This is a genomic window from Brevibacterium sp. CSND-B09 (assembly GCF_052906525.1).
The window spans coordinates 42,240-61,813 of record NZ_JBREGI010000001.1; the positions used below are offsets into that span (position 1 = coordinate 42,240).

Here is a 19,574-nt window from a genome sequence, read left to right on the forward strand (position 1 = left end):
ACTCATTCGACTGGCTATTCGGGAGGGCGGTGGCCGCATGATCGTCGACGACATCGACGGAAACCATGACTTCCGATACTGCCAATGCAACGACTGCCAGGATCTGTTCGCACTGAATCAACAGTGGCGGATGGACTGGGAGGACCACCAATACGAGAAGAACGGGCCAAGACATGAGTTCTAGAAATCCGAAGCAAGTCAGGCGGCGGGCCAAGAGGGCCGACCTGATCTGCCGGAGACTCAACCGAGGCGACTACACCATCGTCAGATCGACGCCGAGGGGCAACCTTATGGAGCACGAGATCCGGTTCGACCGGAGAGGAAAACATGTCTAATCATCTGTTCACTGCCGACCTCCACCTCGGCCATGAGTTTGTAGCCAAAGGGCGGGGGTTCAACTCCTCGGTGGAGCACGATGACTTGATCATTGGCAACCTGCACGACTCGCTGAGCAAGAGCGACTTCCTGTGGATCCTCGGCGACTACTCGATGTCAAAGCATCGGTACGCGAGAGAGCTGATCCGGGAGCTGCCATGCGCCCAGGTCATCCTGATCCCTGGCAACCATGACACCGAACACCCGATGCACCGACGGGCGCGATCCGTGCAGAGAGAGTCGATGAATGTGTTCGACGCGGTTCTGCCGTTCGCTCGGGTGCGGATCCAGAAAGTCAACTTCCTCATGAGCCACCTACCGTACCTCGGCGGTGGTGATCACAAGCCGGAAGAGCGGCACACCGAGTACCGCCTGTCGAATCAGGGGATGCCGCTGCTGTGCGGCCACGTGCATGACGCATGGCGGTTCAACGGCAACCAGTTCAACGTCGGCGTGGATGTCAACGACTTCCGCCCGGTGACATCAGAGACGGTGCTCGAATGGCACCGAGAGACCAACAGCTAACCAACGAAAGGCACATCATGCCAGCAGCAGGAATCATCTCCACCGGCAACACCTACCGACTCTTCGATGACTCGGTGCAGACGCACCGCGATCTCCCGGTCGGCACGTACAGCGTGCAGTTCAGTCCGTTCAGCGGGTTCAGCCTGCTCCGGGTCGAAGACCTGCAAGTCGGGGCCGAGCGCATCTACGGCGGACACGGCGCGAAGATCGACCGCATCATGAAGGCGTACAACGTCACCAACCGCTCGCTCGGTGTGCTCTTCACCGGCGACAAGGGTATGGGTAAGTCGTTGTCGATGCGGATGCTCGCCCAGCACGCAACCGAGACCCTGGGCCTGCCTGTCATCAAGGTTGAGAGCAACCACCCCGGCCTCGCGGACTACCTCGATGACCTCGGTGAGGCAGTCGTGGTCTTCGATGAGTTCGAGAAGGTCTTCAACAAGGACGGCGACAATAACGAGCAGGATCAGTTCCTCGGCCTGTTCGATGGGGTCTCCACGACCAAGAGGATGTACGTCATCTCGGCCAACAACGTCCATGACCTGAGCAGCTACCTGGTCAACCGTCCGGGCCGGTTCCACTATCACATCCGTCACGACTACCCGGAGCCGAGCGAGGTGCGCCAGTACCTCCACGACGAGGTGCCGGACATCGCCGATGCCACGGTCGAGGAGATCGTCGTCTTCACCCGCAAGACGAAGATCAACTACGACCACCTGCGAGCGATCGCGTTCGAGCTTCGCCTCGGTGGTGAGTTCAAGGACACCATCAAGGACATCAACATCAAGAACATCGGCGATCCGCTCTACTCGGTGACTGCCGTCTTCTCCGATGGATACAAGTCCACCAGGACCACCCGCGGAGACCTGTTCGGCAGCGATCCGATCAGAGTGGAGTTCGAGCAGAAGGATCGGGTGGATGTGATGACGACCATCGACACCACCCAGCTTCAGACCATCGGTGATGCGCTGGTCGCGCCGGCTGGCTCGTTCGAGGGCCAGGCATTCACCGGATACCGGGATGACGTGTCGGACGATGACCCGAAGTACAAGATCAAGAGCATCACCATCGAGCTGTTCGGCCAGGAGAGCTACGCCTACTGACCCCAGGGAGAGGGCAACCATGCTGACACTTATCGGTAGCCGCGCCATGCGGCACTGGTTCAACGACGCGAGAGAGCCGGGTGGCGACTGGGACTACCACTCCCCCGTCGAGAACAACTGGGCGCATCCCATCGAGGCGGGCAGGCTGGACATCTTTACCGACCCGCGCCTCGGCGCGTGGGACTGGGGCGAGATCGCTACACCCGACGAGCTCTACACCATGAAGATCTCGCACTCGTTCTGGGAGATCAACGGGCCGCAGTCATGGGACAAGCACGCTGCGGACATCGTGTTCCTAGAGCGCAAGGGTGCGGAGTTCATCCGCGATCTGTACGACATCCTGCTGCCGATCTGGAAGGAGCGGTACAAGCGGAACCCGACGAACCTCGAGCAGAACGCCTCGATGTTCTTCGATGATGCGGTGCAGCGCAAGTATGACCACGACAGCCTGCATCACTCGGTCGCCTACTACGACCGGCCACTGTTCGAGCAGATCCTGCGGGATGGCTCGGACGTAGCGGTAGACAACTCAAAGTTCTGGGCGATGGACTTCGACACGCAGATCAAGCTGGTGCGCGAAGAGATCTACGCGACCGCGCTTGAGCGCATCGTCATCCCCCGCGACTACGAGGTGAGTCCACGCTGGGCCTACCACTGGGCAGTGCGCCGCACTGCTACCTCACTGTTCAAGGGCGAGTGGGCGCTGTTCCTGATGCGCCACCTCGACCTGCTCATGAAGCCGGATGTTGCATACGTGCAACGCCATCTGGATCACGCCGACCGGCTGATCCCACTCGAAGAAAAGGAAACTGCATGAACCCGATCTACACCGCCGAAGAAGTCCTCGCAGCATTCGAGGCACACCAGGAAAAGCTGAGCGAATCGCTCGATGAGATCTTCTACGACGGCCCGAGCACCTGGGACTACAAGACCGACGAGAACGGCGTGAGAGTCCTCAAGGACAAGCCTGCACACGCCTGGGACTGGGAGCGGATCGACGTACCGTTCCTTTTGCGCGGAGTTCCCACTGAGGTGTCGATCGCCGAGCAGACCGGCGGCATGGACGAAGGATCCTACGCCTCGATCACCTTCCAGATCGGCTCGCAGTACTTCCGCAAGGACGGCTACTACGCCTCGCACTACGGCTACGACTGGGACGGGGCGTTCTATGAGGTCAAGCCCAAGACCGTCACCGTCACCCAGTTCGAGCGCGTCTGACCAGAGGGGATCGAATGACCGACATCAGATTCGTTGACCGCATGGATGTGCAATACATCCAGCACATGGGGCCCGACACCATGATCTGCAACGCCGCTCGGGCATCCACGACACAGAAGTTCATCACCGAGCTCGGGCCGCGTGACGAGGGGCTGATTCGCCGCGTCGTCGGCGACGGTCACACCTCGACGCTGGAACACTCGGTGCTCACGGTTCGTGCTGATGTGACTCTCGACGTGCGCAGCGAGTGGCACCGCCACCGCACGCAGTCGTACAACGAAGTCTCCGGCAGGTACTCCGAGTACTCGCCCCGCTTCTACATCGAACCGGCTGACCGCCCGCTCGGGCAGACCGGCAAGAGCATGGACTATCAGCGTTCGCACCTCTCGACTGTGGCGATAGCTCGCCACCGGGATCGGGCACGTCTCTCCACCGCCGTCGCGTGGGATGCCTACCAGGCGGAACTAGCTGATGATGTGTGCCGCGAGGTGGCTCGCCGTCGACTTCCGTCGAACCTGATGACGCAGTTCTACGCCACGGCGAACCTCAGCAACTGGTTCAAGTACCTCGGCCTGCGCAACAAGCCGGATGCTCTGCATGAGATCCGGGACGCCGCCGAGCAGGTCGAGTCGATCATCTCCGAACTCTGGCCTGTGGCTTTCGCCGAGTTCGATAAGCAGCGCGACGAATGGGCTCGGTTCAAGGAGTGGCAGATCGCATGACCGACCTGCTGACAGTCGACTACATCCTCGACAACTTCACCCCCGGCGAAGAGACGAACACCTGGGCCGAGGAGTTTCGCTGGATCATCGACTTCGACAATAGCCACACCGGAGCCCTGCTAATCGACATCGAGAAGAACGGCATGAAGCTGCCGATCCTGCTCGGTAATGACGGCCGAGTGTGGAACGGGCATCACCGCCTGCTCATCGCTCGCATCCTCGGCATGGTCGAGGTGCCTGTGACTCACGCCGAGGACGGATACACAGACGAAGAGGCCGGCTACCCGCCTGAATATAGGGAGGACGGCCCATAAAGGAATAGACCATGAAGAAGATCGCCGCAGCCGCGGTACTCATAGCATCACTAGCCCTTGCCGGATGTTCAAGCGTCCCGGTCGAGGGCTTCATCTATAAGAAGACCGTCGAGCCTGCACACAGCACGATCATGTTCATCCCATGCGGCAAGACGCAGTGCCCGATCACCCAGTACACGCCCGAGTGCTACAAGCTCGAGGTCGACACACCACGGCAGACCACCGAGGCCCTGTGCGTAGACGAAGAGCTCTGGCATGAGCTCGAGGTCGGGCAGTACTTCAACGAAGCGAATCAACCCACCTGAAAGTAGCGAAATATGTTTATGACCATCCTCATCGGAGCCCTGCTGTTCATCGGGCTCCTCGTTCTTGCCGGCAGTAAGCTGACCGACCGCAGCGATGAGAAGCGTGTCGCCAAGGGCGTCGGAGCGGCCTTATTGGCTCTCGGTGTCATCGTCGGTGCTGTTGGCAGCACCACCGTCGTCCAGCCGCGTACCGTAGGCGTGAAGGTCGCCCTCGGTAAGCCGACCGGCGTGGTCGGCAACGGATTCCATGTGAAAGCACCGTGGGAGAAGGTCGAAAAGCTCGACGGATCCGTCCAGAACGATGTCTACGCCAACGACAGCGCGATCTCTGTCCGCCTGGGCAACAACTCCCGCGCCACGGTCGATGCCTCGATCCAGTGGCAGCTCAAGACCGATGAGGCCATGCAGGTCTTCCTCGACTACAAGACCTTCGAGGGAATCCAGTCGAACCTGGTCGACCGCAACTTCCGCACGGCCCTGAACGAGGCATTCGCCGGGTACGACCCGCTGAACTACTCCAGCCCCGAAGAGGGCGGCAAGGCGCTGTCCGAGCTGTCCGCCAAGGTGCAGAAGAACATGGAAGCCAAGGTCGGGAAGCAGATCGAGGTCCGCTCCGTGTCTCTGCCGCTGATCGCGTTCGATGAAGCCACCCAGAAGCGCATCGACGATCTCCAGTCCGAGTCTGCCAAGACTCGCGTTGCGAACCAGAAGAAGGAGACCTCGAAGGCCGAGGCTGAGGCGAACGAGACGCTTGAGAAGTCCGTCACCGACAAGACCCTGACCTCGAAGTGCCTCGACATCGTAGCCGAGTCCGGCCAGTCCCCGATCGGCTGCTTCCCCGGCAACTCTGCATCGCCCGTCAAAATCCTGGACGACAAGTGACTCTGCAATCTGTCCCCTGGGTCATCGACCGACAGAAGAAGGAACCCATGAAAATCAAGATCGTATCCATCGACAGCGACGGCAACGAGCGTGAAATCGGCACCGCGAGTCGAGTCGACCACGAGCGCAAGACCTTCCCGGATCCTGACGCTTACCAGTATCCGTTCATCCTGTCGACACCCAAGGTCTACGAGGAGCGGATCGTGCTGCAGGACTTCACTGGCGAGACTGACTCGTCGTTGTACGGCCACATCTACCATGAGTTGCGCGGGGAGAACGCTCGACTAAAGGGTCAGCTCGAACTGGCGAAGGAAAACTTCGAGCACAACGTCGAGCGGGTTCGCGAGGAGAACAGCGAACTCGAGACCGAGGTCGAACAGCTCAAGGCAACCGTCAATCGGCAGGGCTACAAGATCGGAGGCCTCAAGCTGAAGCTGGCCAATCAGCAGAAGAACTTCGAAGAGATGTCCGCCGGTCAGGAACGGGCCGAGAAGATTCGCAAGGACGCCAAGAAGACGCTGGACGAGGCTGAGAGGAAACTGGCCCAGGCGGAGCAAGCTCCCTACCTCGAGTCACTGGTCGACGAGCAGGCCGCTGAGATTAAGGCGCTCGAGAAGGAGATCTCCTCCCTGGAGAACTCCTTGGAGAGCACGGTCGCATCGCGTGACTACTGGATCGAACGGACGAGAGATTCCGATGCAAGCTACTTCGGTCTCAAGCAGAAGATGCGGGACGCACTCCAGGAGGTCGCATGAGCACGGCTGACGATCGAACGAACAAGCTGCTCGACGCACTCTCCGAGGAGAAGGCGCGGAACACTCGCCTGAAGCACGCCGTGCGCAAGCTCAGCTCATGGCAGGGCATCGACACCATCGAGCTGGTCGAAGAAGAACTACTACAGGCGGGAGACCTGCTGTGAGCCGCAAGACCGACGCTCAATCTGACGTGCGAGTCCTCCAGGAGATCCTGACCGAGGTCAACAAGGCGATCACCATCCTTGCTCGGGCTGCGCGGGACGCCGAGATCACGCTCGACGAGCTGGGTGCCACTGTTGACAACATGGAGGACGAATGACCAAGGCGACTGACGTTCGCGAGTTCATGCTCGCCTGCGACCAGCCGGTTCGCGACGCTCCTTCGGTGATCAGCGATCAAGAAAAGTGGGAACGCTTCTGCATGTTGACCGAGGAGTTCTCGGAACACAAGCAGGCCCTAACGGATCTGAAGCGTGCTGTGGAGTATCACTCCAAGGAGGACACCCGTAAGGCGATGACCGACCTTGCGGACAGCATCGTCGACATGGTGTACATCCTCATCGGCACAGCTCATGCGTATGGGTTTGATTTCGATGAGCTGTGGGGCGCCGTTCACCGCAACAACCTGACCAAGATCGACCCCGAGACTGGCCTGGTTCTGAAGGTCAACGGGAAGGTGCAGAAGCCTGAAGGCTACGTGCCTGTCGATCTGCGGTCACTGATCTATCCGCCGAAACACTGAGGAGAAGCATGGCTGAGAAGTACATCGACCTGGCCGACCGGATCGCCATCGATACCGGATACGACACGAAGCATTCCCGCCTGGTGGGCAAACTGGCGCTCGGCTGGCTCGACGAGAACCCCGACCAGGCGCCCGGACGGACGATCACGGAGCGGGTGAAGATCACCGACACCGAAGCCTGCGAGCTCTACGAATCGGCGCGGTCGTTCTCGCTGGATGACTTCAAGCTAGCGCTAGAGAGCATCGACGGGATCGAGACTGTGGATGACCCGGCGCCGACGAACGCGGAGAAGCTGGCGGAGGCGTTGAGGGGTTCCTTCAACGATTTCAAATTCGACCTTGAGGCATCGTTCGAGGACATGGCCCGGGCTCTCGATGAGGCTGGCGTGAAGGCGCCGGGAGGCACCGATGACCACTGAACCGTATGTGCCGAACTTGGCAACCGCAGAATCGGCCTACGTGCACTGGGCGTTGCTGTCAGATCGCGGGATTGATGCGGCGGACGCATCCGACGAGTTCGACAGGTTTCTCGCGAAGATCAAAGCGGATGTCTGGGCAGAGGGGTACGGTGCCGGTTTCCTGGATGACCTGCTGACCCGACAGCCTCAGCCGAACCCGTACCGAGACCAGGGAGGTCGCCAATGACTGATGTGAAGTCGTGGGTCGAGGAACGACGAGCAACCCACGCGGCGGCAACGGAGCACCTGTACTTCCAGCATTGGGGTGGGCAGAACCAGAACGGTGATTACGCCGAGTCGATCCTGTTCGATGAACGCGACGGAGAAGAGCTTACACGCGGCCTGCCGGACGCGGACGGCGAAGCGTTCGTGGATGCTCACAACATGTTCCCTCGCGCCCTGGACGCATTGAACGCGGTACTCGAACTGCACGCGTCGGACATGCTCTACGAAAACGTAGACAGGTGCGAAAACTACAACGAGTACCACGTGGACGATTTCCATACCGAATCGGAAGACGGGGTGGAGATATGTATGGGCAGGCCAACAGGTGTGCGGGTGTGCCGGTCTTGTCAGGCCGATGGTGAACCCGTCGACTGGCCGTGTGCGACTGTTCAAGCAATCGAAGGAGCAATCAATGAGTGACCAGGACAACCTGCTCGAGAGGATAGCTGATGCGATCGAGGCGGCTGGATACCAATGGGACTTCATGATGGAGAGTCACCTCATGGATCCTCGCGTCTGGCTCGACCCTGGAGAGAAGTCAACCTTCCAGGCAGCAGCCGTCTACGCCGCCCTGGCCGAAGAGGAGGCGAATGCCTAGCGCACACATCAACCCGCAGCAGGCGAAGATCGCCCTTCACGATGCCGTCGACATCGGCAAAGAGACCGGATCCAATCCGGTCTTTCCTTATGTCGGGGTCACTGTCACCCCGGATGGAATGCAGGCATACGGCCGATCGCAGTACGCGGTCGGCTGGTCGTTTTCGAGCGGCTTATTGACCGCCGACCACTCCAACACCGTCCTCATCGAGCACGACGAGGCGAAGGAGCTGGGCATGGCGGTCGGTAAGACCTCGGCGGCGAAGGATGCGACCGTCTGGGTTGAGATCACACCGGACCACCGGCTGGTGGTCGCCTACGGCGAGGAGACGATCGCCGACCTGCCCTCCATCGAGCCGGAGCCGGGCGACATCGAGGGAATCAACGAGGATGTAGCGATCCTCGACCAGGCCGGAACGACATCGCGGACGCAGTTCGCGATGGGCCTGGAAACCATCAAGAGATTCACGAAAGTCAGGGGCAAGAGCCCCTACATCGACATGCAGTTCACCGATATCGGCAACACGACATTCGTCAAGATCGGTGACGGCTTCATCGGGGGCTTCGAGGCTATCGACCGCCCCTCCGTGCAAGATCCCATGCTATTCGACTGATAAAGGAGCACGCATTGAGCTTGCGTCGTACCAAAGAGCGTCGAACCATCACCCTCGGCGGGTTCTCGTTCGCCGATGGGCTGGTTGACCTCATCAACCCCAACGATATGCCCCACACCATCATGCTCGACCTCCGCCGGCCCGATGGAAACCTTGATCTCGAGGACTTCCTGACGTTCAACGTTGCCGAAGGCGTCCTCGACCCCGAGGACTTCATCGTGCTCGACGAGATGACCTCCACCGAGGTCAATGAGTTCATGCAGATCCTCATTAGCAACACCACCTGTGAGTGCCCGGCGCACCGCAACCCCTCTGGGTCCACCACGGACCTTCCCCCACTCACACCCAAGCAGGAGGCCGAGGTGCAGGCATTCTCGGACTTCCTGAACGGGCTGACATCGGCCAACGAGCCGGAACGAAACGAGGACGACGAGGACGGTGATGATGGGCTCACTTCTGTCTGACTATCCACCGCTGCTGCTGCGGTCTGAGGTCGCCGAGATCCTGCGCGTCAGCGTCTCGACCCTCTCCCGCTGGGCCCGAGACGGGCTCGGCCCCGAATGCCTCTACCTCTCTGAAGGCTCCCCTCGATACACGAAGGGGAGCGTGATCGACTACCTGAAGGGTCTGTAATCATGGCGTACACAGAGAAGCTTCCCAGCGGAAAGTTCCGCGGCGTTGCCAAGCAGGGCCGCTCAGTCCTGGGCAAGAAGACCTTCGCCAAAAAGAGCGATGCCCTCGCCTGGGCGCAGCGGCTGGAGATTGCCGCTGAGGGCGGCCTGGACGTGGCCGGCGGCAAGGCGAAGGTCAAGGACCTCATGAAAGAGTGGCTTGTGATTCGCGAGGCCACGGTCATTCCCGGGACTTACTCTGTCGACGTGAACGTCGTCGCCAAGATGACGCCATCCCTCAGGGCGCGATCGGTTGCCACGATCACGCCCGGGGATCTCGAGAAGTGGTACGTCCACCTGCGGAAGAACCACGACCTCAGCGATGGATCGCTCAAGCGATACCGTGAGTCGCTATCGTCGTTCTTCAAGTGGGTCATGGAGGACAATCGCCGCGCGGACAACCCCGTCCGCCGGTCGAAGCTTCCTGCTGTGGTCGACCCCCCGGAGGAGATGCACCCGTACTCAAAGGCGCAGCTGAAGCTGGTCTTCGAGCGCTGCTCGCGATTCTCGGAGCACAACGCGAAGATCATCTACATCCTCGGATGGACCGGGCTGCGCTGGGGTGAGGCCCGGGCGCTGCGTGTCCGGGATGTCAACCTCACCGGGATGCCCTACATGCGGGTCACGCGATCTCAGTCAGAGACGCGCAAGGTCAAGTCGACGAAGGGGCGCAACGCCCGCACCGTGCCGATCGTTAACGAGGTCCTGCCCTACGTCCTCGAGCTCATCGAGGGCAAGGGCCCTGACGATCTGGTCTTCACCGGCCCGAAGGGTGGGCAGCTATGGCGCCAGTCGTTCCTCATCTCGACGCACTTCGATCGAGTAGGAATGGATCGGCGGATCCATGATCTGCGGCACACTGCCGCGTGCATCTGGCTGAGCGATGGAGTGGACCTCGCGACGGTCCAGGCGTGGCTCGGCCACGCTTCGGCATCGACGACAAACCTCTACCTCCACCACCTGGGGACCACGGCGGATCAGGCAGCGCTCGATAAGCTCAATTCCTAGTGGGGGTCCACATGGGGTCCATGTCCCATGTGGGTCAACCCCGCCTTCCCAGTGGAGCTAAGGGGAATCGAACCCCTGACCTTCTCATTGCGAACGAGACGCTCTACCAACTGAGCTATAGCCCCTTTTCGACTTCAGCTTACGCCTGCCCCCTGCCCTTGATCAAAATCGCACGAGCGGTATGGGACCTCGTGAGGCACAGTGTGTCACCTGGGGCGGGCCCGGTGGAGCCACTTGAACTCGGCGAGTACAGTCGAACGAGAGTCCCCTCTACGAAAGGACCGACAATGGCAGAAGAATTCGGAACAGTCGTCATCGGCGCAGGCCTGGCAGGAGGCACCGTGGTCGAATCGCTGCGGGATGCCGGTTACACCGCTCGGATCGCGCTCGTCGGCACCGATCCCGCGGCTCCGTACTACCGCCCGGATCTGTCGAAGAAGGTGATGATCGAGGGTTCGGATCCCGCCGACTCGGCCCTCCGAGGAGAAGACTGGTACTCGGCCCACGACGTCGAGACGTTCTTCGGCACCTCGGTGACCGCGGTCGACACAGATGCTCAGACCCTCACTCTCGACGACGGCGGTGACCTGTCCTATGGTCAGGTGATCCTCGCGACCGGATCGGTGCCCCGAACTCTTGATGTCCCCGGCGCTCAACTGGGCAATATCCACACTCTCCGCGACGCCGGGGATGCCGTGGCCATCCGGTCCCAGTTCGGTGAGGGCAAGAAAGTCGCGATCATCGGCGGCGGCTGGATCGGCCTCGAAGTTGCGGCCGCAGCGAAGTCTCACGGCTGCGATGTCACGGTCATCCTCCACACCGATGCTCCCCCGCTCTCCGGTGTCCTCGGGCAGGAGCTCGGAGAGTACTTCGAAGACCTGCACCGAAAGAACGGAGTGAACTTCCTCAAGAACGCGGACACGACAGCCTTCACCGGTGACTCCGCTGTCGAGGCCGTCGAAACGTCTGCCGGAAGTGTACCCGCCGATCTCGTCGTCATCGGAATCGGCGCGGATCCCGCCGTCGATCTGGCCACCTCGGCGGGTTTGACGACCGAGAACGGCGTGATCGTCGACGAACAGATGCGCACCTCTGATGGCAGCATCTTTGCCATCGGCGATATCGCGAATGCGAAGAACGTTCTGCGCGGTGAACGTCTGCGCGTCGAGCACTGGGACAATGCAGTTCGCCAGGCCGAGGTCGCAGCCTCGACGATCAGCGGCGGGACCAAGACCTACGACTGGCAGCCGTATTTCTACACCGACCAGTTCGACCTCGGCATGGAATACGTCGGTCAAGGCGAATCCGAGGACGACGTCGTCATCCGCGGCGACAAGTCCAGCGGCGAATTCATCGTGTTCTGGCACCGAGCCGGCAAGGTCACCGCGGCCATGAACGTCAATGTCTGGGACTACGGCGACGAGCTCCGCGCCCTCATCGGCAAGGAAGTCAGCGCCGACCGTCTCGCCGACGAACAGGTGCCGGTCGGCGAACTCTGAGTCCGAGAACGTCCGAGTCGGACGGATCGCCGATCCATCGTCGACGCCGCGGGGCCGGTGACCGAATGTCACCGGCCCCGCGGCGTGCGTACCGACGTGGCAGAGAGGAATTCGCGCAGATGCGCTGCGAACGCCGCTGGATGACTGCGGTGCCAGTCATGGCCCATCCCGGGGACGAACCGGAGTTCGGCTCCGTCGATGCCTTCCGCCAACTCCCTGGCCGCAGGCCTGTTCGCGATGTCCCGCGTTCCGCACCACACTGCAGTCGGCACCCTCACCTCGCCGAGGCGGTCCCGCAGATCGGCGGCTTCGACCGCCGCGTACATGGCCAAGGTCTCGGACTTCGTCGATCCGTATGCGGCGAATGCCCGTTCCGGCAGTCGGATGGAGATCTGCCATTGCAGGCGCATCATCCACTTCGGCGGCCTCACCTGTCCACCGGAGAGAATCAGCGCGTCGAGTGCGCCGGGGTCGGCCCGGGCCGCGACCACCGTCGCCACCATCGCACCGAGGGAGAGTCCGCAGACCACTGTCGACTGCTCCGCTTCGATCCTCTGTAGAACTCGATCCGCGGCGTCGGACAAGTCGAACATTCCGTCGTCGATGACGCCGAGTTCGCCGAGGTCGATGGCGTTGCACGACCAATCGGCCGGCAGTTCGGCGATGACGTCGTCCCAGACGTCGGCGCGCTCACCGGCGCCGTGGAGGAAGATCAATTGCGGATTGGCGGCGTTCATCGCGTCTCCTCGGGTCTCGTGATCATTCTAGATCCCGCTCTGGCATCCTGGTAGACATGGATTCGCTCTTCGCCGATGAGGCCTTCGACCGCCGACCGAGAATCGTCGCCCCCGGCGCGGTCTGGGTACCGGGTTTCCTCAGCGCCGAGGCGCAGCAGTGGATCATCGCCCGCTATGCCGATTGGCAGTCCGGTCCGGTTCCTCCCCATGCGACGACGATCGCAGGGCATCCGATGAGTGTCACGACGATCGGGCTGGGCTGGCATTGGCAGCCCGGGCGCTACGACCGCCGCGCCGTCGACGTCAACGACAAGGTGGTGCTGCCCTTCCCCGATTGGATGACCCGTCTGGGCCGCCAGGTTCTGCAATCCACAGCAGCGGTCGTCGAGGCTGCACCGGATCTCGCCCCGGGTACAGCCGCCGCGTGGGGATTCGACCCCGCCGACTACCACCCGGATGTGGCCCTCGTGAACTACTACGACGAGCACGCGAAGATGGGTATGCACCAAGACAAGGACGAATTCGATCCTGCTCCTGTCGTCTCCTTGTCATTGGGCGATACGTGCCTCTTCCGGTTCGGGAACACGGAGACCCGCAACCGTCCCTTCGAGGATCTGCGGTTGGCCTCGGGTGACGCCTTCGTCTTCGGCGGCCCTGCCCGCTTCGCCTACCACGGGGTCAGGTCGATCCAGCCGGGAACTGCACCGGATGCGGGACGACTGAACCACCTCGGCGGGGGCAGGATCAACATCACGATGCGCACGACCGGACGGAACTGAGCTCACGTGATCAATGGCCGGGCAGACCCGACTGACTGAGTCGGCTCAGGAGTCCTTCGCGTCGGGGTCGATGTCGACAACCCCTTCGGGCGGCGCTGCCAGCCGATTCGGTGACGTCTTCCGGAATACCGGCTGTCCGGACAGCACCGCCGACCTGGCCAGGGTGTTGCTCGCAACCGAGGACACGATGATCAGGCACAGCACGGCGATGACCGCCATGATCAGCGAACTCCAGGAGAACCCGGACGCGTAGAGGTCGTAGATGAAGGCCGCGATGACGATGAACGGCATACCCAGTCCGGTGGCCGGAGAGAACACATTGATCCGAGACAGGGCATCACGAACCCTGAACATCGCCAGAGCGGAGCCGAGCAGCAGCAGGGAGCCGGTGATTCCGAAGATCCCGACGAGGGTCGTGGCGAGTGCTTCATTCATCAGCGGTGCCCCCTCGTGAGGATTCGGGACAGAGCGATCGTGGCGAGGATGCCCACCATGGACGACAGGAAGATCACATCGAGGACGATCGACGAGGACACGGTGATGCCGAGCATGGTGACGATGGCGATCGCCGAGAAGTAGATGAGGTCCGAGACCACCGCGCGTGAGCCCTGATCGCGAGCAGTGAGCACGCGGATGAGGCCGATGATGATGGCGGCGGCGAGGATGACCGCACAGATGCTTGCGATGACGATCACGGACGGCCTCCCTGCGGATCGGCGTGTGGCCCCGGTGCTCGTCCGCGGGTCATGGACAGCAGTCGGGATTCCATATCGATGAGTCCGTCGAGAGCGGATTCCTCCGACTCCTCGAACAGAGCATGGACGAAGATCACCGGCGGGGTCGTCGACGTGCCGGCGGCGATCGCTGTCACCAGGGTGCCGGGAGTGATGGTGATCGACGATGCGAAGAGCGTGACTTCGAGGTCGGTGGCGCAGCGCATCGGCAGTTCGACGATCATCGGCTGGGCGTAGTCGCTGCGGAAGAGTCGGGAGATGATGGTCGCCGAGCCCGTGATGATCGCCCAGACGATGAAGCCGACGTATGAGATGCCGTGGATGACTCGCATCACGGTGCCATCACCGCCTCGATGTAGTCACTGTGATCGAGCAGACCTTCGGCTGCCCGATGCGTGAGGGCGAGCAGAGGCTCCGGGAAGCAGAAGAGCGCAACGGACAGCCCGATCATGATCGTGGCGGGCACCAGCAGTCGGCCCGGGATGCGCACGCTGCGCGTGATCGGTTCGGCCGGAGCACGCCCGGTCTCAGCCGAGTCCGGACGGAACGTCTGCATCGGCGGTCCCCAGAAAGTGTTGCGCCAGGTGCGCTGAAGCGCCAGCAGACTGATCAGTGCGCCCGCGACGATGACGGCGACCAGGACCCATCCGAAGCCGCCGCCGGTGTCCGTGGAGGCCCTGACGAGTCCGACCTTGCCCCACAGTCCCGAGGTCGGCGGCAGACCGACGAGTGAGAAGAGTCCGAGGATCATGAGGACGGTCGCCCACCGCTCTCGTGAGGCGAGCCCCGAGAGCTTGCGGAAGGAACCGGTGCCGTAGGTCTGTTCGACGGCACCCATGATGAGCAGGAGGCCTGCCATCGTGATCATGTGGTGCATCATGTAGAAGGCACCGGCACCGAGAGCCGCCGAAGTCAGCAGTGTGACGCCGATGAGGATATGGCCCACACCAGCCGTCATCTGGAATCCGAGCACGTTGCGCACTCGCACCTGCCCGAATCCGGAGACCGCACCGATGAGGATGCTGGCCACCGCGACGATGAGGATGACGGTCGCCCACGGGGCAGGTTCACCGTAGACGGTGGTGTAGATGCGATAGATCGCATAGAGCCCGACCTTCGAATGCAGACCGGAGAACAGCGACATCATTCCCGCCGAGGTGTTCGGATAGGAGCGGACGAGCCACCCGTGGAAGGGCGCGCCGCCGGCCTTGACGAACAGGGAGAGCAGCACCACGCCCAGAGCGATCGCGGCCTGTCCGGTCGGGCGGCCCTGATCTGCCAGGACAGCGAGGTTGACGGTTCCGGTGGCTCCGTAGACGAACCCGACACCGATGAGCAGCATCGTCGAGGTCAGCAGGTTGACCATGACGTAGAGACGTCCGATGCCGAGCCTGCGCCAGGTACCGGTGACGGCGATGAGAGCGTAAGCGGGCAGCATCATCACTTCGACGAAGACGAAGAAGTTGAACAGATCACCGGTCAGCAGCGCACCGTAGACGCCGGTGAGCATCATCAGGATGAGGGCCGGGACGAATCTGTACTGGTCCTCTCCGGTGGAGATGAGGAACAGGCTGCTGACGAGCGCTACGAGCGAGGTGAGCACGAGCATGAGCGCGGTGAACGTGTCCGAGACGAACACGATCGCCAGGCCGGGCACATAGTCACCGACCGAATGGGCGATCACCGAGGTCGAGGCGTGCACCCCGAGCAGGACGATGCCACTGCCGCCGACGAGCACAGGAACGGCGAGCAGGAGCAGCCGGTCGAAGGTGCGTGAGGTGATGAGCACGCTCAGGGCCGAGGCCAGGAGCGGGATGCCGATGAGCAGGAGGAGCAGTGCGGAGTTCATGAGTCGCGCTCCTCCCCTGTCTCGGGATTGCGTTTCTGATCGTCATCGTGGCCGAGCACGGCCAGCGCGAGCATGAAGATGGTCACCGCCAAGGTGATGACGATGGCGGTGAGGACGAAGGCCTGAGGCAGCGGATCGGCCGCCTCGGCGAGGTCACCGCGCCCGGCCAGAGGTTCCCCTCTCCACGCGCCGACGCCAGCCGAGAGCAGGATGAAGTTCGCGGCATGGGAGATGAGGGTGAGACCGAAGACTCCCCGGACCATGGAGCGCTGCATCATGAGGTAGACGCCGCCTGTGGTGAGGACGCCGATCGTCAGTGCCAGGATCATGCTTCCTCCTCATCTCCGTCGGCTGGTGGATCCCCGTGGAGGATATGCGTCGAATTCGCGCGCACCTTCGCCTCCCCGGACGCTTCGACGCCGCGGCGGCGGCTGCGTTCGGGGCGTTCCCCGCGGATGGCCTCCATCGGACCGCTCAGCTCACCGTAGAGCAGTTCATCGGCACGTTCGCGTGTGCGTTCGACGTCTCGGCGGATGATGCCGTTGGTGAGCACATCGTCTCCGGCCGGCGTGGCCGCGGAGTCCGAGACGCCGAGGAGGTTGAACGAGAGCAGCATGAGGCCGAGTACCGCCAAGTAGACGCCGACGTCGAAGAGCATCGATGTCGTCCAATGCTGACCGGCGAATTCCGTGTGCATGGGCTGGAGGAACGAACCGGCGAGCAGGAGACCGATGATTCCTGTGACCACCGCCGTGGCGACTCCGGAGCCGATGAGATAGAGCGGCGCACGCGGCGGACCGAGCGCCCGGTCCTTCGGCGTGGACAGGTAGGCCAGACCGATGACGGCGGAACCGACGAGGGCGGCGATGAATCCGCCTCCCGGGGAGTTGTGACCGCGCCAGAAGATGAGCAGGGAGCTCAGCGCCAGCAGCGGCCCGAGAACCTTCAGAGTCAGCTGCAGAGGGATGACGTTCGGCCACGCCTCGTGGACAGCTCGATATGCGGTGGTGCCTTTGGGGCGGATCGACACCCACGGGGGCCTGGGCGGTTCCGGGATGTTCTCGGCCGGCGGGTCGATGAACTTGTCCTTGACCGTCGACATCACCGCGACGATGGCGATTCCGGCCATGCCGAGGACGGTCAGCTCACCGAGGGTGTCGAGTGCACGGAATTCGACGAGGATGGTATTGACGATGTTGTCTCCGCCGCTGATGTCCGGAGCCTTGTCGAGATAGTACTGGCCGAGGGCGGAGCGTTCCCGACGGCCGTTGAGCGCCAGAGTCAGTCCGGCGACGCTCGCGCCGACGATGATCGCCAGGAGCAGACGCGGTGTCTGCTTGCGCTTCGGGTACTTCCAGAACGAGCGCGGCAGCTTCTGCAGCACGAGCATGATGACGATGATCGTCATCGCTTCGACGAGCAGCTGTGTCAGGGTGACGTCGGGGGCGCCGAGAGCGAGGATCTGCACGGTGGCGAGGATGCCGATGGCCGAGAGCGCCACAACGGTGGTCAGTCGTGAGTGCGAGGTGCAGAGGACGAGCACAGCCACGGTGATGAGGATGAGCAGAATGATGTCCACCGGACGGCTGAGGTTCTCCTGCAGCGGCGGCAGTTCGGCGAAGACGACAGGCAGGGCCCCGATGGCGAGCACGCTCAGTCCGCCCAGGGACAGAGCGAGATAGGGCCCTGAGTTCATCGGCCGGACGAAAGCGGAGAGCCCGTATCCCAGCCGTTTGAGAGTCTTCGTCAGTGAGTCGATGACATCGGCTCCGTCGAAGGGCAGCGTGGCTTTGTGGAAGAAGACGAAGACTCGTGATCGGCGGAGGATGATGAACACGCCGATGACGATGATGAGCCCGGAGGCGAGCAGTTCGATGTTGAACCCGTGCCACAGCGCCAGGTGCACGTGTTCCGAGGCTGTCGGCACCGCTGCCCGCACCACCTGGTCGAGCGGGGTGTCGAGGAGGAACAGGACGAAGCTCAGCGGCACCGAGGCCAGGATCGGCAGGGCCGCTGCGATGAGCATGACGGGTGAACCGCGGTGGATGCGGCGCTCCTCGGGTTCGCGGCCGTCGATGAAGCTGCCCCAGACCGTCTTCGCGCAGTAGGCGAAGGTGAGCACCGAGGCACCCACGGCGACGAGCAGAGCCACCCAGCCGGCCCAGGGCCCGCCCGGGGTCTCCCCCAGCGCAGTGAACAGAGCCTCCTTGGACACGAATCCCAACAGCGGCGGAATCCCGGCCATGGACGCACAGCCGATGATCATCACCGTGAACGCCGCCGGGGCGGTGCGCATGAGCTTCGGAATCCGTGCGAGGTCTCTGGTGCCGGCGAGGTGATCGACGACGCCGACCATCATGAACAGGCCGGACTTGAAGAGTGCATGCGCGATGACGTGGAGGGTGGCGGCGGCGATCGCAGCCTCGGTGCCGACACCGATGACCGCGGTGATGAGCCCGAGTTGGGACACTGTCGAATAGGCCATGAGCTTCTTCACGTCATGTTGGTTGAGCGCGAACCAGCCGCCCAGGCAGGCAGTGAGGAGTCCGGCCGTCACGAGCAGGACGTTCCATGCCGGCGTGGCGTGGAAGGTCGGTGAGAACCGGAGCATGAGGAAAATACCGGCCTTGACGACGGCTGCGGCATGCAGATAAGCCGAAACAGGTGTGGCGGCGGCCATCGCATCGGGCAGCCATGGGTGGAAAGGGAACTGAGCCGACTTCGTCATGGCTGCAACGCCGACGAGCAGGGCCACGAGCGTCGTGACTTCGGGCTGGCCCGCCCACACCGGGGAGCTGATAGCCTCCGCGAGGTTCGTCGTCCCCGTCACGGCGATGATCACTCCGGTGGCCACCAGCAGACTGAGGCCGCCGATGAAGGTGAAGAACATCGTCCGCAGGGCCGGTGCCTGCCCGGGGGATCCGGACCGGGCGATGAGGAAGAACGACGCCAGGGACGTCAGCTCCCAGCACACGAACAGCACGAGCACATCGTTGGTCAACACAAGGGCGACCATGGAGAAGGTGAAGATCACCATCAGCCAATAGAAGCTCGTATTGCGTCCAGGGCTGAGATAGCGCGTCGAATAGACGAACACGACCGCACCGATGATCAGCGCGACATAGGTGAACACGACACCGATTCCGTCGGCGCGCAGCGCCAGGTCCACCCCGAGGCTGGGAATCCAGGGGTAGGACACTTCCGGATTCCGCCCGGCCATCACCTCGGCGGCGGTGGGAGTGAACAGGGCTGCCACGCCGAGATAGGCGATCGCCAGCGGCCAGCCGCTCTCCCGACCCGCAGAACGGGTGAGAACGGGGGTGAGTGCGACGAGTGCGGCCAGAGCGATTAGCGTTAGGATCATGACCGGGCCTCAACGGCCGCGGGCACAGGTGATCGTTCCTTCACTCACTGATCCTTCGTGCGCAAACTGATAGACACAGGCTTTCGAAGATTCAGACTA

29 protein-coding genes and 1 tRNA gene are annotated in these 19,574 nt (G+C 62.4%); 22 read left to right on the forward strand and 8 right to left on the reverse strand.

Features of this window, described 5'->3' with window-relative positions:
- The first annotated feature begins 327 nt into the window (after nucleotides 1–327).
- The 20 genes from ACU4IU_RS00320 to ACU4IU_RS00415 are packed head-to-tail and all read left to right on the forward strand — an operon-like array spanning nucleotide 328 to nucleotide 10,513.
- The gene (locus tag ACU4IU_RS00320; RefSeq protein ID WP_446655622.1) at nucleotides 328–900 is read left to right on the forward strand and encodes a metallophosphoesterase; all 573 of its coding nucleotides are present in this window, start codon (nucleotides 328–330) and stop codon (nucleotides 898–900) included.
- Nucleotides 901–917: 17 nt separating this feature from the next.
- Nucleotides 918–2,003: an AAA family ATPase gene (locus ACU4IU_RS00325; RefSeq protein WP_446655623.1), complete on the forward strand. Its 1,086-nt coding sequence runs from the start codon at nucleotides 918–920 to the stop codon at nucleotides 2,001–2,003.
- 19 nt (nucleotides 2,004–2,022) lie between these two features.
- Nucleotides 2,023–2,820, forward strand: a complete 798-nt coding sequence (locus ACU4IU_RS00330) for a DUF7275 domain-containing protein (protein WP_446655624.1) — start codon at nucleotides 2,023–2,025, stop codon at nucleotides 2,818–2,820.
- The gene (locus tag ACU4IU_RS00335) at nucleotides 2,817–3,221 is read left to right on the forward strand and encodes a hypothetical protein (protein WP_446655625.1); all 405 of its coding nucleotides are present in this window, start codon (nucleotides 2,817–2,819) and stop codon (nucleotides 3,219–3,221) included. The genes ACU4IU_RS00330 and ACU4IU_RS00335 overlap by 4 nt, the downstream gene beginning before the upstream one ends.
- A 14-nt stretch (nucleotides 3,222–3,235) precedes the next feature.
- Nucleotides 3,236–3,943: an FAD-dependent thymidylate synthase gene (thyX, locus tag ACU4IU_RS00340; RefSeq protein WP_446655626.1), complete on the forward strand. Its 708-nt coding sequence runs from the start codon at nucleotides 3,236–3,238 to the stop codon at nucleotides 3,941–3,943.
- Nucleotides 3,940–4,257: a hypothetical protein gene (locus ACU4IU_RS00345; RefSeq protein ID WP_446655627.1), complete on the forward strand. Its 318-nt coding sequence runs from the start codon at nucleotides 3,940–3,942 to the stop codon at nucleotides 4,255–4,257. The genes thyX and ACU4IU_RS00345 overlap by 4 nt, the downstream gene beginning before the upstream one ends.
- Before the next feature lie 11 nt (nucleotides 4,258–4,268).
- Entirely contained in the window at nucleotides 4,269–4,562 is a 294-nt protein-coding gene (locus ACU4IU_RS00350) for a hypothetical protein (RefSeq protein ID WP_446655628.1), read from the forward strand.
- Nucleotides 4,563–4,574: 12 nt separating this feature from the next.
- On the forward strand, nucleotides 4,575–5,444 hold the full coding sequence (locus tag ACU4IU_RS00355) for an SPFH domain-containing protein (RefSeq protein WP_446655629.1): 870 nt from the start codon (nucleotides 4,575–4,577) through the stop codon (nucleotides 5,442–5,444).
- A 47-nt stretch (nucleotides 5,445–5,491) separates the two neighbouring features.
- Nucleotides 5,492–6,199, forward strand: a complete 708-nt coding sequence (locus ACU4IU_RS00360; RefSeq protein ID WP_446655630.1) for a hypothetical protein — start codon at nucleotides 5,492–5,494, stop codon at nucleotides 6,197–6,199.
- Entirely contained in the window at nucleotides 6,196–6,363 is a 168-nt protein-coding gene (locus ACU4IU_RS00365) for a hypothetical protein (protein WP_446655631.1), read from the forward strand. The genes ACU4IU_RS00360 and ACU4IU_RS00365 overlap by 4 nt, the downstream gene beginning before the upstream one ends.
- Nucleotides 6,360–6,518 carry a hypothetical protein gene (locus ACU4IU_RS00370; RefSeq protein ID WP_446655632.1) on the forward strand — a complete coding sequence of 53 codons (159 nt, stop codon included), beginning with the start codon at nucleotides 6,360–6,362 and terminating at the stop codon, nucleotides 6,516–6,518. Before ACU4IU_RS00365 ends, ACU4IU_RS00370 begins: the two co-directional genes overlap by 4 nt.
- A complete protein-coding gene (locus ACU4IU_RS00375) occupies nucleotides 6,515–6,940 on the forward strand; it encodes a hypothetical protein (protein WP_446655633.1) in 426 nt (141 codons plus the stop codon). The genes ACU4IU_RS00370 and ACU4IU_RS00375 overlap by 4 nt, the downstream gene beginning before the upstream one ends.
- Nucleotides 6,941–6,948: 8 nt before the next feature.
- Nucleotides 6,949–7,359, forward strand: coding sequence for a hypothetical protein (locus ACU4IU_RS00380; RefSeq protein WP_446655634.1), 411 nt, complete (start codon nucleotides 6,949–6,951; stop codon nucleotides 7,357–7,359).
- Nucleotides 7,349–7,585 carry a hypothetical protein gene (locus tag ACU4IU_RS00385; RefSeq protein WP_446655635.1) on the forward strand — a complete coding sequence of 79 codons (237 nt, stop codon included), beginning with the start codon at nucleotides 7,349–7,351 and terminating at the stop codon, nucleotides 7,583–7,585. The genes ACU4IU_RS00380 and ACU4IU_RS00385 overlap by 11 nt, the downstream gene beginning before the upstream one ends.
- Complete coding sequence (locus ACU4IU_RS00390; protein WP_446655636.1) at nucleotides 7,582–8,043, forward strand: hypothetical protein; 462 nt, start codon at nucleotides 7,582–7,584, stop codon at nucleotides 8,041–8,043. The genes ACU4IU_RS00385 and ACU4IU_RS00390 overlap by 4 nt, the downstream gene beginning before the upstream one ends.
- Nucleotides 8,036–8,221 carry a hypothetical protein gene (locus tag ACU4IU_RS00395; protein WP_446655637.1) on the forward strand — a complete coding sequence of 62 codons (186 nt, stop codon included), beginning with the start codon at nucleotides 8,036–8,038 and terminating at the stop codon, nucleotides 8,219–8,221. Before ACU4IU_RS00390 ends, ACU4IU_RS00395 begins: the two co-directional genes overlap by 8 nt.
- Complete coding sequence (locus tag ACU4IU_RS00400; RefSeq protein WP_446655638.1) at nucleotides 8,214–8,834, forward strand: hypothetical protein; 621 nt, start codon at nucleotides 8,214–8,216, stop codon at nucleotides 8,832–8,834. Before ACU4IU_RS00395 ends, ACU4IU_RS00400 begins: the two co-directional genes overlap by 8 nt.
- Before the next feature lie 14 nt (nucleotides 8,835–8,848).
- Nucleotides 8,849–9,298 carry a hypothetical protein gene (locus ACU4IU_RS00405; protein WP_446655639.1) on the forward strand — a complete coding sequence of 150 codons (450 nt, stop codon included), beginning with the start codon at nucleotides 8,849–8,851 and terminating at the stop codon, nucleotides 9,296–9,298.
- A complete protein-coding gene (locus ACU4IU_RS00410) occupies nucleotides 9,279–9,467 on the forward strand; it encodes a helix-turn-helix transcriptional regulator (protein ID WP_446655640.1) in 189 nt (62 codons plus the stop codon). Before ACU4IU_RS00405 ends, ACU4IU_RS00410 begins: the two co-directional genes overlap by 20 nt.
- 2 nt (nucleotides 9,468–9,469) lie before the next feature.
- Nucleotides 9,470–10,513 (forward strand): tyrosine-type recombinase/integrase, encoded by a 1,044-nt coding sequence (locus ACU4IU_RS00415; protein WP_446655641.1) that lies wholly within the window; start codon nucleotides 9,470–9,472, stop codon nucleotides 10,511–10,513.
- Nucleotides 10,514–10,565: 52 nt separating this feature from the next.
- Here the strand turns inward: ACU4IU_RS00415 and ACU4IU_RS00420 are convergent.
- Nucleotides 10,566–10,638 (reverse strand) — tRNA-Ala (locus ACU4IU_RS00420).
- Nucleotides 10,639–10,800: 162 nt separating this feature from the next.
- Between ACU4IU_RS00420 and ACU4IU_RS00425 the strand changes: the two genes are divergently transcribed.
- Nucleotides 10,801–12,012, forward strand: a complete 1,212-nt coding sequence (locus tag ACU4IU_RS00425) for an NAD(P)/FAD-dependent oxidoreductase (RefSeq protein WP_446655642.1) — start codon at nucleotides 10,801–10,803, stop codon at nucleotides 12,010–12,012.
- A gap of 68 nt (nucleotides 12,013–12,080) precedes the next feature.
- Here ACU4IU_RS00425 and ACU4IU_RS00430 read toward each other — a convergent pair whose 3' ends face one another.
- Nucleotides 12,081–12,749: an alpha/beta fold hydrolase gene (locus tag ACU4IU_RS00430; protein WP_139467054.1), complete on the reverse strand. Its 669-nt coding sequence runs from the start codon at nucleotides 12,747–12,749 to the stop codon at nucleotides 12,081–12,083.
- Between the two features lie 56 nt (nucleotides 12,750–12,805).
- Between ACU4IU_RS00430 and ACU4IU_RS00435 the strand changes: the two genes are divergently transcribed.
- A complete protein-coding gene (locus ACU4IU_RS00435; protein ID WP_139467053.1) occupies nucleotides 12,806–13,528 on the forward strand; it encodes an alpha-ketoglutarate-dependent dioxygenase AlkB family protein in 723 nt (240 codons plus the stop codon).
- A 45-nt stretch (nucleotides 13,529–13,573) separates the two neighbouring features.
- On the opposite strand, the gene ACU4IU_RS00440 is transcribed toward ACU4IU_RS00435, so the two are convergent.
- The 6 genes from ACU4IU_RS00440 to ACU4IU_RS00465 are packed head-to-tail and all read right to left on the reverse strand — an operon-like array spanning nucleotide 13,574 to nucleotide 19,475.
- A complete protein-coding gene (locus tag ACU4IU_RS00440; RefSeq protein ID WP_101545629.1) occupies nucleotides 13,574–13,963 on the reverse strand; it encodes a cation:proton antiporter in 390 nt (129 codons plus the stop codon).
- Nucleotides 13,963–14,223 (reverse strand): monovalent cation/H+ antiporter complex subunit F, encoded by a 261-nt coding sequence (locus ACU4IU_RS00445; protein ID WP_139467051.1) that lies wholly within the window; start codon nucleotides 14,221–14,223, stop codon nucleotides 13,963–13,965. Before ACU4IU_RS00445 ends, ACU4IU_RS00440 begins: the two co-directional genes overlap by 1 nt.
- Entirely contained in the window at nucleotides 14,220–14,594 is a 375-nt protein-coding gene (locus ACU4IU_RS00450) for a Na+/H+ antiporter subunit E (RefSeq protein WP_139467420.1), read from the reverse strand. The genes ACU4IU_RS00445 and ACU4IU_RS00450 overlap by 4 nt, the downstream gene beginning before the upstream one ends.
- Entirely contained in the window at nucleotides 14,594–16,111 is a 1,518-nt protein-coding gene (locus ACU4IU_RS00455; protein ID WP_139467049.1) for a monovalent cation/H+ antiporter subunit D family protein, read from the reverse strand. The genes ACU4IU_RS00450 and ACU4IU_RS00455 overlap by 1 nt, the downstream gene beginning before the upstream one ends.
- Nucleotides 16,108–16,440, reverse strand: coding sequence for a sodium:proton antiporter (locus tag ACU4IU_RS00460; RefSeq protein ID WP_139467048.1), 333 nt, complete (start codon nucleotides 16,438–16,440; stop codon nucleotides 16,108–16,110). The genes ACU4IU_RS00455 and ACU4IU_RS00460 overlap by 4 nt, the downstream gene beginning before the upstream one ends.
- Nucleotides 16,437–19,475, reverse strand: a complete 3,039-nt coding sequence (locus tag ACU4IU_RS00465) for a DUF4040 family protein (RefSeq protein ID WP_139467046.1) — start codon at nucleotides 19,473–19,475, stop codon at nucleotides 16,437–16,439. The genes ACU4IU_RS00460 and ACU4IU_RS00465 overlap by 4 nt, the downstream gene beginning before the upstream one ends.
- Between the last annotated feature and the right edge of the window lie 99 nt (nucleotides 19,476–19,574).